This is a genomic window from Alteromonas sp. W364 (assembly GCF_031846205.1).
Classification (GTDB): Bacteria; Pseudomonadota; Gammaproteobacteria; order Enterobacterales; family Alteromonadaceae; genus Glaciecola; species Glaciecola blandensis.
On the sequence record NZ_JAVRID010000003.1, the window covers coordinates 224,850 to 237,863 of the forward strand.

Annotated in this window: 6 protein-coding genes; all 6 read right to left on the reverse strand. The window is 43.6% G+C overall.

All coding sequences use genetic code 11. The features are described from left to right. Positions 1-4 precede the first annotated feature (4 nt). The 6 genes from RM556_RS06375 to RM556_RS06400 all read right to left on the reverse strand — a co-directional run bounded on the left by RM556_RS06375 (position 5) and on the right by RM556_RS06400 (position 12,858). On the reverse strand, positions 5-1,678 hold the full coding sequence (locus RM556_RS06375) for an ATP-binding protein (RefSeq protein ID WP_311360860.1): 1,674 nt from the start codon (positions 1,676-1,678) through the stop codon (positions 5-7). A 14-nt stretch (positions 1,679-1,692) separates the two neighbouring features. Beyond that, a complete protein-coding gene (locus tag RM556_RS06380; RefSeq protein WP_311374167.1) occupies positions 1,693-2,526 on the reverse strand; it encodes a phosphate/phosphite/phosphonate ABC transporter substrate-binding protein in 834 nt (277 codons plus the stop codon). Next, a complete protein-coding gene (locus RM556_RS06385) occupies positions 2,523-3,095 on the reverse strand; it encodes a helix-turn-helix domain-containing protein (protein WP_311360858.1) in 573 nt (190 codons plus the stop codon). The genes RM556_RS06380 and RM556_RS06385 overlap by 4 nt, the downstream gene beginning before the upstream one ends. Positions 3,096-3,414: 319 nt before the next feature. Further along, entirely contained in the window at positions 3,415-4,206 is a 792-nt protein-coding gene (locus tag RM556_RS06390) for a peptidylprolyl isomerase (RefSeq protein WP_311360857.1), read from the reverse strand. Between the two features lie 133 nt (positions 4,207-4,339). After that, positions 4,340-6,823, reverse strand: coding sequence for a penicillin-binding protein 1C (pbpC, locus tag RM556_RS06395; protein ID WP_311374168.1), 2,484 nt, complete (start codon positions 6,821-6,823; stop codon positions 4,340-4,342). 5 nt (positions 6,824-6,828) lie between these two features. Then, on the reverse strand, positions 6,829-12,858 hold the full coding sequence (locus RM556_RS06400) for an alpha-2-macroglobulin (RefSeq protein ID WP_311374169.1): 6,030 nt from the start codon (positions 12,856-12,858) through the stop codon (positions 6,829-6,831). Positions 12,859-13,014: the final 156 nt, after the last annotated feature.

The window sequence follows — 13,014 nt, forward strand, 5'->3', positions numbered from 1 at the left end:
CACTCTAACTTATCGAAGACTCAATTTGACTTGAGTCGCTATTCATACTGCTCGTTATTGGAAGCGTGATTGTAAACCTTGTACCAACGCTTATTTCGCTCTCAACGGCGATTGAACCTCCATGCTCTTGTATAATATCAAATGAAATTGACAGGCCCAGTCCCGTGCCTTCTCCTTCCTCCTTAGTGGTAAAGAAAGGGTTGAAAATATCTTTCATCGTTTCCGCCGACATGCCAGTCCCGGTATCGACTATCATAATTTTAATATTGTCGCCGTCCTGAAAAGAGTGAACAGTCACTGTACCGTCTTTTTGTATGGCTTGACCCGCGTTGACGATCAAATTGGTTAAGACTTGATTGATTTTACCCACATTCATCAAGCTATCCGGCACATCTTTCAGATCCAAAACTAGCTCTGCATTCTGGGTTACCTTGCTTTTTACCATTTTTGCAGTGGTAGAAATACACTGGTTAATGTCGAACAACTGCATAGTGTCGCTGTCTGCTCGACTAAATGATTTCATATTCTTCACGATATCAATTACACGACTCAAGCCATCGTCAGTATCCACGAGGAGTTCTTTAACGTCATCATTGATAAAAGAAATATCTTGTTCGTCTAAATATGCTTTAAACTCATCGAGCATATTCTGATAGTTGTCATCATCGGTAGGCGTTTTTACCAAGGTTTCAAGTTTGAGACTTATCTCAATGTAAGTGTCGATATATCCTTTCAATACGCCCATATTGCTATTAATAAAACCGATTGGGTTGTTGATTTCATGAGCAACACCAGCAGCTAGTTGACCTACAGAGGCCATTTTTTCTGCCTGCAATAGCTGCTGTTGCGTAGTTTTTAGGTTCTGATTGATGTGAGTAAGTTCTTCATTTTGCGCCTCAACCTGCTGAGTACGCTTCTTGACTTTCATTTCCAGAGTACGGTTCAGCCCTTGCAAGGCATTCTGAAATGATTGAGTTCGTTGATACTCTACTTCTAGGTTATCAACCAAGGAATTAAAGGCCTTTGCCACTTCAGCTAATTCATCGTCACTATCTTCCGGCACTCTGGCAACATCAAATTGACCAGAATCCAACGCCGCATTTATTTTTTTAGCGCCTCTGCGCAACACATTCAGTTGTTTAGTGAGGTAACGACCAAGAAATATTGAAAACAGTCCGACCAAGAGCATCTCAACAAAGGCAATACTTGCAGTCCACGTTTTTACCTTAGTCATGGTTTTTTGCATTTCCGATATGCTGATACCTAATTCGACTCTTCCATAAGTCTGGTCTCCAGCAAAGATGAGTGACATTTTGTCATATACGCCATCATTCACATCATCGACTAAAACGTCTTCAACGAAGGGGCGGTTCAATAAACCCAGATTCCCGGCAGCGGCGAGTAAACGGCCGTCAACATCAAATACCTTGGCGTAGACTATGTCAGGGTTAGTGAGTACTTCGTCAGTAATAGCGTCGAGGGAGGCCAAATCAAATGAAAGTACAGCACTTTTCGTTGTTGCGGCGAAAAGTTTAGAAGCCGTACTGGCACGCTTAACTAAGTTTTCGTTGGCAATGTTACCCATGAAGTGCGTGGCAGTTATCACCAACATCAACAATAATACCCCTTCAATCAGGGCAGTGCCGATGGTTGTTTTTGCGGTAATAGATAGACGCATTTAGGCCTCAATAGTTATTTAGACGCGTCTTGCGCCAAGAAGCCCGATATCCCTAATTCCTTCGTACTATTCCAATCTTGGTGTGTTGCCATTTCAAATGGTTTAAAATTTAATTCTTTGATGAGAGCCAGAAATGACTCATCTTGATTCAGCACCAATAGCGCCGCTAACAGCTTCTCTCTGGTCTCTTGATCAATATCTGGGTGAGTGGCGATAGCATGCGGCGTATAACCTTGGCTTGTCCACACGATTCTTAGTAAGTCACGTACTTCCTGTGGTGTATTATTGAAGGTACGCATAACACCTCCACCGGCAGGAGAGAAACCTCGTGCTACCGCTAGGTACACCGAATCGTGAGAGTATACAAACCGAGATTTGGTGTCGATTTGGTTCTGAGCTAGCACTGCGCGAGGAATGATCGTTGCCGCAAAAGCGGCTGGCGCAGGAAAGGCAATCTGCTTGTCATTCAGTTGTGAAATATCTTCAATTGGCGAATCTTTTCTAACAACAATAATACCTTTCAGTAATTTGTCTTTCTCTTTGGCAAGTGCTTGGTAGCCTGCGCTTTCACTGTAACTCACGTAGTGATAGGGATTCATGTAGGCGATATCGTACTCGCCAGCGGCTAGCCGTTGCTCAAAGGTGGGAATATTTTTGGCCGTAGAGAACTTAAGCTGAATGCCGGATTCTTCAGACCAACGAGCTAAAACCGGCCCCCATTTGGCGGCCAGTTTCGATGCGGATTGTTGTGGAACAATTCCGAATGTTAATTGAGTTTGCTTGTCGTTAGCGAGTAACGACGTGATACAGCAGCAATACAATATTAGGCATAAAAGCCTTCGTGTCATGCAAACGCCTCTTGTTCGGTCTCGACGATTGAGTCTAAGACCATAGCTAAGGCATAGTTATCTATTGGCTTAGCAATCTTAAAAACTTTCGCGTCGTTTTGAGTAGCTATTCTGTTATCGGTAAATTCATCGAAAACAATAATATGTGGTTTATACTCTAGCTTCTCTTCAATCACTTCAGTCAAAGCAGTTATATCCACTCGTGAGGTTTGAGAATCTATCATTATCAAAGAAGGTTTATGTTGCGCAATCTCTACGCCAGATTCTATACCATATTGATATACTTGAGTAACGAAACCTGCATTTCTTGCAATACGCTGCGCGTTTTTCACTAATTGCTTCTCAACAGAAACAATGAAACATGACTTTTCTTGTTCCACTATCAATTCTGATGGAACTGGGATCTGGTTTTGGACCAGAAAATCGAGCAAATCACTGTGCTTCACACGGTTGTTACCGCGGCCTGGCAATTTGAACGCCTTTAATTTTTTAGCTTCTATCCAACGGATAACTGTGCGTGGATTTACATCACAAATTTTAGCAACTTCACCACTTGAGAATGACTTCATATTCTATCGACTACATCATACTAACGTGGAGCGAACATTAGCAAAAGGCCATTTGAAATGCGACTTTCAGGCCAATTTACGACCATACTAAGCTATTAAAATATATACCTAGTTTAGATTCATTCCTGAGAAGACAAGCGCGTACTTAAACCTTTGAGTATGCCCCGCAGGGCACAAGAAATAAGACAAAAGCAAGTCAAGTAATATGATGCCAAATAGCTAAGACTTAAGTTTAGAGAAAATCTGGATTTTGGCTTTTACGCAATAAAAAAGCCGCACTACGGCGGCCTTTTACCAAATCAAAATATCAATTTTCAATTTATCGAGCAATCATACGTTTACGAATAGCGAATAAACTCATTACGGACACTAGCAACCAGCCAACGGAACCGCCTGAATCTGAATCACCATCATCACCGCCAGCGTCCACAGTAGTATTGCGGACTGGGTTTAAGTTAGGATTTGTGACAACCGTTGAGTCTATAACCACAATATCTGAAATCACAATCAGGTTGTCACCTGTAGGCTCAGCGCCACTTGAGGCTTGCTCAGCAGTAAAGTCTTTTAGTGGTAAAGTATCGAATGGGCTACCATAGTTGAAACGATTTAGCGCAAGAATTTCGTCGACTACATCCATGCCATCCCCAAGTACTTGACCAAAAACAGTGAAGCCACCATTTTGATTATCAAGGTTTCCAGCGTTATTTACCGCATTTACAAACCATTGATTAGTGGCACTGTTTGGATTCCCGCCTACTTTCGCCATCGCAATGGTGCCACGTACATTTGATAACACAGGTTCGTTAACTACTGGTGAACCAGCAGCAATACTATTTGGTGGAAAGGTATTATTATAGGCAAACCCGCCACCTTGAAGCACAAAGCCGGGTACAGAGCGATGGAAAACGGCGTTAGCATATGAACCGGAATTCACATAACTTAGGAAATTTTCAACGGTTTCTGGCGTTTCTTGATCAAACAAATTGATTTGAAAGTTACCCACATTCGTTCGTACTTCTACAACAGTAGCGTTAGCAACAGTAGATAACGAAAGGGCAGCACCTAACAGAGCACCGGCAATGAATTTTGATTTTTTTAAAGAGGAAAACATAGTTATATTCTTTTTGTTATTTTAGGTAAAAGCGATTTGCGACGACAAACCTTATTGAAGCCCAAGAATAATGCATTCCTTAGCCTAAAACCACCCTTCAATAGCAGTAAATCTTAACGTTTCTATCACAAACTCATTTGCCCGCTAACACAGTCAGCTGTTTACTGGCCGAATTCCCAAGATCATCTATTACTAGCACCTCATAGTTTCCGGGGCGAGCATTCCATGTAATGATGTTAGAGCGATCTTTACTCATTAGTTCCTGCACTCCAATAAGCTCCTTATTCGCAAACCAGTAGAGCCTGCTGGCCGCGCCATCAGCATTGGCTTGTAGTGGGATTTCGGCAGCGTCCGATAATGTAGAGTTTACGATGTAGCTAAGGTCTTCTTGGGGCGAGTATATGTCTATCGATGCGTTAACTTGTTTGTGGAAGTTCATATCACAGCCTGGCATGTATGAAGGGGGGGGTTCTAGCACAATGCCCGCATTTGCATATAATTCTAAGAACGATTTGGGCCAGAACGCGACAAACTCCTCTGTGCCTTTAGTGTAATCACGATCGCATCGTAATAAACCTGTCACCTTATCAACTAAAACCTTTCTGTAAATATTTGAGCTCGATATTGGTGAGACCCCAGGAATAAAAGCTGACAGCGCAGGTTCAGGGCATCCAACTTCATACAAATCACCTGTTGGCTTGCATATCTTCACGTGTTTTAGATTTAAGTGGGCTGGCAGGCGTATGGGTAGATGCGCTTTCATTTCACTTTGCTTGCTGATTGGTTGAATTGCGCGTAAGGCATCGACAATGCCAAATAGCAAAGGACCTGCGGCTGTTCGCCCAATAAAGGCATTGTTACCCTCACCATTAAAGTTACCAATCCATACCGCAACCACATAGTCGCCAGCAATACCAATGGCCCAAGCGTCTCTGAATGCCCAAGAGGTCCCCGTCTTCCATGCAATAGCATCAAGCTCACTTCGCGCGTTTGCCATTGTGTAGCTTGGTATTTGATTGTCCGGCCTAGTGTTCTGACTTAGCATCTGACGAATTAAGTGAGCCGATTCAGCGGAAAACAAGCGCTTTTCACTTTTTGGACCACTCACCCAGTTAACGCTTACTCCGCCCAAATCAATTGATTTATAGATACCTTCGTTAGAAATAGCAGCATACAATGAGACAAGTTCCAGCATACTCAATTCGACGCCGCCCAAGGCGAGTGCAAGCCCATAGAAATCCTCGGAACGAAGTTGACTAACATTGGCAGCTTGCAGCATTTGATACAAAGTGAATACATTACTGTTCGCAGTTGATTGACTCGCTTTACTCTCTTGTTGTTGATTTAAGCGAGACTGCAATTCTACTGCTGGTACATTTCTACTGCGTATTAATGCTTCTGCTGCAGATATTGGTCCGACAAAACCTTTGCCAAAATTTTCTGGTGTGAATGCGCTGTAGCGTTTGGGTAAATCTTTCAGCAAAGTGAGCGGATGTATTAGCCCTGCATCAATTGCAAGCGCATAAATAAAGGGTTTAAGAGTGGAACCCGGACTACGTTTGGCTAAGGTACCGTTTACTTGCCCCTGAATGTTTACATCAGAAAAGTCAGCCGAGCCGATCATCGCTTCAATTTGCATTGTTTTGGTGTTTAGCACCAATGCACTCGCATTACTAAAACCAAGTACTTTCTTTTGGTTTATATAGGCTTCAAGCTGCTTTTCTACTAGGTGCTGTAAAGGTAAATTGAGAGAAGTGACCAAAGTACTTTGTGACCTTGATTTTTGAGCAGTCGATTTCTTTTGCATTACCCAATCTACATAGTGAGGAGCTTCAAATGGCAAGTCTTTTGAAGATCTTACGCGTAACGGCATATCGGGTATATTTGATGGCTCCTCTGGGTGAGCTTCTTGCCAACGTGCGAATAAGATTTTTTTCGCTTCTGAGAGTGCCTGTTGTCCGCTCGGTTTTGAAGGATTTCGTTTATTTGGATTTTGAGGGATCAGCGCCAAGGTGATCGCTTCTGGCAAACTTAGTTGTGATGCGGATTTGTTAAAGTAAATCAAACTTGCAGCACCAATGCCTTCGATATTTCCGCCATAAGGAGCAAAATTTAAATAGGCTTCAAGCAGTTCTTCTTTTGAGTAATGCCGAGCCAGTTGTAAGGCACGAAAGATTTGCTCTGCTTTACCAGTAATACTGTTTGATTCAATCTGCCAACGCAGCCTAGCGACTTGCATCACGATGGTGGAAGCGCCAATTCGACGCTCTCTTAACACGTAAGTTTGCCAAAATGCTCTAATAAGAGCAGGATAATCTACCCCTGAATGCTCATAAAAGCCCTGGTCTTCGTACAGTACCGTGGCTTCTTGTAGCAAGGGCGAAATATCTTCTAGCGCTGTATACAAACGATAACGCTGGTCTTGTGCTAGGCTTAAGCGCAGTAGTTGACCATTGCGGTCGTACACCGCGGACGAATAGCTTTGATAATAGCGAAGCTCAGGTTTTGGCAATAAAATATAGCTTAATGCGCCTATGCACAAAACAAAGAGAACCAACATCGACAACTTGAAGCGAGCGGTTAGTTGATGCCACCGGCCTGATTTCTTTGCCAGCATAAAGCCTACTCTTCGTCCTCTGTTACTATCACCGAAGAACTCGCGGACCAAGCTTTCAATGCTCGGTCGTACATAGACTCTGCAAAGCTTGGCGGCACAACGAATTTACCTGCCGCGGTCAACTGCACTTGATACTTAATTTCTGTCACCCTTTTTGTTAACTGTCCGTAATACACAATACGATCATCGCGAATATCAATGTATTCGGACTGCCAAGGTCCAGCTCGTCTATTCACAGATTCTCTCAGTACCTCAAAACCTCCTGGCAAGAGGTCAACAATCGCCACGTTATCAATGAAATCCTTATCTGTAGCTCGAACGCGTAACCTAACCATCACCTTCTGACCTTGCACAAATTCAGTTACCGCTTCGCCGTTTTCATTCAAGAAAGCGCGCTGTATTTCAATTCCTTGTTTTAATGGTTCTGAAGGTACTTTCGTTTGATAACCCGCTTGCATACTAACGAAGTGTAAGGGTGTAAGGTCACCGTTTTCTTTTTTCGCAGTGACTCTGTCTTCCCGACTCGAAAAAGACACGGTGGGGAATGGATTATAACGAGGCATTAACGCTGCTGCTTGCTGTTGTCTATAAGCTGTGAAAACGATCTGTTTGTCTATGGCTTCGATATTGTCGCTGCCAATCGCCGAATGATAAGCCCCCAGTGCTAATGTGCTGTACGCCGCCGAGAGCGTATTGAAATTGCCCTGATAGATAGACTCATTCATTGACCGAACGGCGCTTGATAGCGGTAGGCTGCTATCTTGTGCCATTGAATTAATGAGTGATGGAAAGTGCTTAGCAAGCAGATAAATATATTGAGCATCTAAAGCCAAACGCGGCGCCTTACCCATAATTGCTTGCGCAATTGGCTTATCTTCTGACACATCATAGCCTGTTATCAAAGCCTGAGCCTCATCGGACATTTGCATTAATCTATAGCTCGATGCGATGTAGGCAGCCGCAATATCTTTCTTCCAATTACCAAGCGCAGAATCGGTTTGGCCTCCCTGTCCTGCTGTATGATTGAGATCATCAAGCAGATCAATGAGCAAGTTTGAAGTCACCACACCAAAACGTGTGAGTAGGTAAATGCCATACGCTCGGTTTCTGACATTGACCATATTATTATTTAAACCAACTCTTTGCCCAAGCCCGCGTGGTTTGTTCTTCAAGTGTGCAGACAGTGTGGAATCAATGTAGTTAATGCCACTTTGGAGCATGTCCTGCGGAACAGGGTAACCCAATTCTCTTGCGTCCAAAAGGAAGTGCATAACATACAAACTGACTTCTAAATCATTCGCTTCTTGACCTGGCCAATAGCTAAAACCACCTGCATAGGTTTGGCGTTGACGAAGCGTGGTCAGCAGTTCATTAAAATGAGCTAAGACATCTGCCGATTCTTTTGAGCCGCTTGTTGCTTTATATTTCGCTAGATTCGATAAACCTACCAAAGGAAAGACCTGAGATATCATCTGCTCCGTACAGCCATGAGGATAGTCTGCAAGATAGTCACTCAAACCTTCCACAATAACTAAAGGACTTGATGATACACGTAGCTTATGACTCGATTGTTCAACATAGAAATCAGTGCGTAGGTCCACTTTCACTTCATCATTCGTTTGGCCGGTAGCAATGTCTACTTGATATGGCATGGCCGGTCTCACACTCATGTTTGCGCTGCGCGACGAGCGCCATGTGCGCCCACTTTGGTCTGTTAGAGACACATCAAATGATACTTTTGCCGCCCCAAGGATCGCATTGGCCTTGACGCGAAAACGTACATAATCCTCTTGATTCTCGTCTAAGGTTAATTGCATCCTTTGATTGCTTTCATCTAGTAAACTTAAATGTTCACTCATGCTAATTTGTATACTGACTTCAGCGTCTTGACCTGAATTTTCAACTAAATTAGCAATGCCTAAAGTGATATCAAACTCATCTCCTGGCGCCGCTTGATTCAGAATATTCGGACTTAACACAAATGGACCACGCACTAACAATGACTTCTGCGCACTGCCTACTTTCGATTGGCTCACACTCACCGCCATTACGCGCAAACCACCAGCAAAATCTTCGGGTACATCATAAGTAAGTGTATTCACACCTTTCTTACCGTCGACAATGCCAGACCAATAGACCACGGGTTTTTGTATTTGTTTTGCGAAGGGATTATCGGTTCTTCTTATGCGTGAACCGGTCACCGATATTTTCTCTGCAAACATATCGGCTTCAGCGCTCCTTTCCATATCACCGCCCGCTGCTGATAATGATTTCGCTAAGGCAAAATCCGGTAGGATCAAATCCAGTATTTGCATCGTTCTGACTCCTAGAGCCCGTTTTTGCAAAAAGTGAGACAAAGGATCTGGCGTACTATAAGAGGCAACATTCAGAATGCCTACATCAACAGCAAAGACAACTAGCTTCGCATCCTCTTCTAAATCAACATCGATTTTTAAGGCTTCGCCTGGTTGTGCGATCTCATCTGTGGCAATGCTTGTGGCTATGCGGCGCTTATTGCGGTCGATAGAGAATGGTTGTACCGCGTAACTCAAAGGATTGGCAAATATCTCAGGCGATGACGCATCACGAACAAAGCTGAGATTCACATACGCATTCCCTTCCATGTTTTTCGGAATGGTAATGCGTTGAACGGTATTTTTCGTATCGGAAGTGAACCAAGAGAAATGATGCACTTTATTGCTTTCAATGGTAATTAAACCACTGCCAGCATATGGAGCTTGAATACTGAGCTCTATTTCTTCACCCGGTGCAAAGTCTTGTTTATTTAAACTGAGTTTTAGTTGCGCATCTTTACTCAGCTCGCCAGTGTCGTTTCCTTCACCCACGATGGTGTATTTGAACGCACTGAGTAAGCGGCCCTGTGGATCGAGATATTCCAATAAATACGTACCAGCTTGCTCTGCGTCGAGAATAAAATGTAATCCATTTGCCGACAAAGATATCTCGTCAGTAGAAACCAACAGCTTCTGTTCAATGCTTTGATACTCGTAGCGCCCATTCCATTGTTTCACTAGTGTTGAAATAGTTTTAAGCTGACTCAAGCGTTGGCTTATTCCCTCCAATGCTATTGGCTGCAACTGCGAATTAATTGCGAGCAGATGAACCTTTCGTTCGCTGCCCTTGTTCACGTAAGCAAGTCTGCCATCGGCAGAATAGCCGAGCATGTAAGTTTGCGGAGAGTATCTGAAAGTACTCGTGGTTTTCACCGAACGACCGCCGGATGCCTCAAAGCCTTCGGCGTATTGCGAGGCAATGTAAGAGCCACCTTGAATATTCGACACATCAAATGCTATTTCAGCTATACCATCCGCATCAGTCGTTGCAGACTGGGACGGTATATCTAAATCTGTAATTTCAACATCGCTCGCGGTAACGATACTGTTAAAAGCATAGCCATCATATTCTTTAAAGTTGAAAGCGCGTGGCATTAAATTCAAGCCCGCATTCACATCACGCAATTGAGCTGGACTACCAAAGAGGTTCGTTAAACTGACTTTACTCTTAATGCTGCTGCCGCTTAACCACCCTTTGTTTTCTTCTAAACCTTCTATCTCACTGGTTATTGCCATCGTGTCGGGCTGAAATGCTTCTACCTGAAAGGTGACGCTGCCGATTTGGCGATCACGATACATTGAGGTGCGTCCATTCGACTGTCGATTGGTTCTGACTAAATGTAGAGACGCGACATAGTCGCCAGTGGCGAACCCGCTTTCGCTTGGAAACTCGTACTCCAGCAAGCCCATTTCGGGCAAGATAAGGCGCTCGACCAACACATCAGTGTAACGGGGATCACGGATAACTAGCTCAAGAGGAATACCGCTAAGGTCACGAAAGTTTTTACCTTTCACAATAGCTGCTAATTTCACTGTTTCACCCGGACGATAAATACCACGATCGCTGAACATAAATGCATTTGCTTGATTTGCCGTGTCTTCTTCTTGCTCGGGTCTATCGTAACGCCCAAACACTTCAAAACGAGAGTAATTGATTTGTCGTGTGTAGCGGTTAAAGGGGATAAAGGACACGTCTCCCTCGTGAGAGATAACGAACACGGTCGGCTCTTTTTCACGATTGAATCCCGACGCCGAAGGCAAGCTAGCATGCCCTCTGGCATCTGTTGTTTTGGTAAACAACGCAGTACCGTTTTTTGCTAATAGTTCCACTTTCGCACCAGCAACCGGCTTCCCCTGCTTTAAAGATTGTACAAATATATCTTGGCTTTGGTCATTACTGGTTTTAACAATCACACCCAAGTCGGTGACAAGCAGCAACAACTTATCGTTAATGCCATATTCCTCACGGTTGTTTTGTTTGTTCCAGCCTTTAATTTCAACGAAAAACAAACCGACTTTGCCATCTTGCTTTGATACTAACGCATTAAAATCTACAGAAGCATAACTTGGGTCTTGAGGTTTGCCGCTTCGGTTGTCCATGGTGATCTTTTTAGTGGTAAATTCAGCAAGGTTTTCAGGGCCAAAGCTCCATGAGTTGAAGTTCGGATTGCTAATATCGCCTTGAGATTGTGATACCAAATGGTATAAATCGTCATCAATCACTTTACCAATCGACACCAACACAGAATCCAGTCCGCGTGTAGTGAAAGCCAAGCGCTGGTCTGTGCTATAGGTCATCACTGAACCTTCGCCATTAATGATGACTTCTTTCGGATACTGTGGTGCTGCGATGATACGATCAAAGAAACTACGCTGAATAAAGCCATTCGCAGAACGCAAGCCCGCATCAATTTTAAAATAGAGCTGCTCATTCTCAGGACGATCGATACGGATTTGATAATCTGTAGAACGCTCGCCTTGAGTGGGCATTAATTCAAAGTTCACTTTCTTTGCTGCGGACAACACTTGTGTGCTGACTTGTCTTGGGCTTTCCCAATAGTTTTTGCCCTGCTCTTCTTGTCCTTTCGGCAGGCGATATAATGATACCTTTTGCAGTAACTCGTCGCGCGAGATCAAATCGGTAAAACTCAGCAATATAAACTGTTCAGGGTCGTTCTCAGGAGAGCGCACAATATCGACGGTGAAGTCGCTCACCTCAAGAAAACTATAAACATCCGGTACGGTCACTTTCGATGTGAGTGCGTTAGATAGAGCAGCACCACCATAAATGCTACGTAGACCTTCAGAAACGCTTGCTTGCACTATACGACTTTGCTCAGGTAAGGCTGTGAGCGAGTAAGACACGCTGACGAACATCTTGTTTGCATCAAGGGCGTACTCAACATTTTCAATAGCGTTTAACTTTGTTGTCTCTCCATTTTGTTCAAGATAAGCAAGACTGATGTTTTCTTTAACACTCTGCAATGACACTGGATAGGTGAAGTTAAAATCAAAATAGACACGTTTTTCTTGGGTTTCTGGATCGAGATTAAATTCAGCCGCTTCCAAGCTTGCGCTTAAAGGAACAGTGGTAAATTTCACATAATCGCTAGCAAATTCATCACTTGTGCTGAACACTTCCGGAGCAAAACTGACTTCGTATTCTTCACCTGGTGGCCAGGGTTCAAGAGGAATAAAAGAGATAGTCCGGTCGTCAACCCACATCCATTCACCTTCTTTTGCAGGACGAATTTTAATACCTGTTTTTATCTCGGCGCCAATCAGTTCAATAGGCGCGACTGACGGAAGGCTGCTCCCTTTGTTATAAGAAAATTGGATGCCTAAGGGATTCTTTTTAGCCAGAGATTCCTGTCGTTCGCTATCGAATGCTTCCATGCTCAATTCAGCACTAGCCATCGATGTTTTAGGAAGGTTCACCTTCGCCTCGATGAGTTTTGGCACAGGTAAATTTTGATAGTAGTCGTAGCCTTTATAACCTCCAATCAAAAGCGCCGCAAAAACGAATAGCGTCAAGATAAAGGCTAGAGGCTTGGCTTTTCGCAAGGTATTCAGGTGCACCAACCACGGTGGCATCGACCACGCTACCTTACCAAATATTGAAGACAGTACATTCATCATGAGCGTAATAGGAAATAAAATAATGGTTACTAAAGTCTGCATGCGTTCATCCTGGAAGTCGCGGTTCGCCTGACCTACTTGTGAGTCAGGACTCCTTGATAGACCATCATATCAGCATGATGTTCAGAAACCTATGAAGGGATTTAAACCAACGGCACATTCCTTGCGACAAACGATATAGAAGCTCTGAAGATGAGA

Coding starts and splice junctions, on each gene's coding strand:
- RM556_RS06375 (WP_311360860.1), bottom strand. CDS start 1,678: ATGCGTCTATCTATTACCGCAAAAACAACCATCGGCACTGCCCTGATT.
- RM556_RS06400 (WP_311374169.1), bottom strand. CDS start 12,858: ATGCAGACTTTAGTAACCATTATTTTATTTCCTATTACGCTCATGATG.
- pbpC (WP_311374168.1), bottom strand. CDS start 6,823: ATGCTGGCAAAGAAATCAGGCCGGTGGCATCAACTAACCGCTCGCTTC.
- RM556_RS06380 (WP_311374167.1), bottom strand. CDS start 2,526: ATGACACGAAGGCTTTTATGCCTAATATTGTATTGCTGCTGTATCACG.
- RM556_RS06390 (WP_311360857.1), bottom strand. CDS start 4,206: ATGTTTTCCTCTTTAAAAAAATCAAAATTCATTGCCGGTGCTCTGTTA.
- RM556_RS06385 (WP_311360858.1), bottom strand. CDS start 3,095: ATGAAGTCATTCTCAAGTGGTGAAGTTGCTAAAATTTGTGATGTAAAT.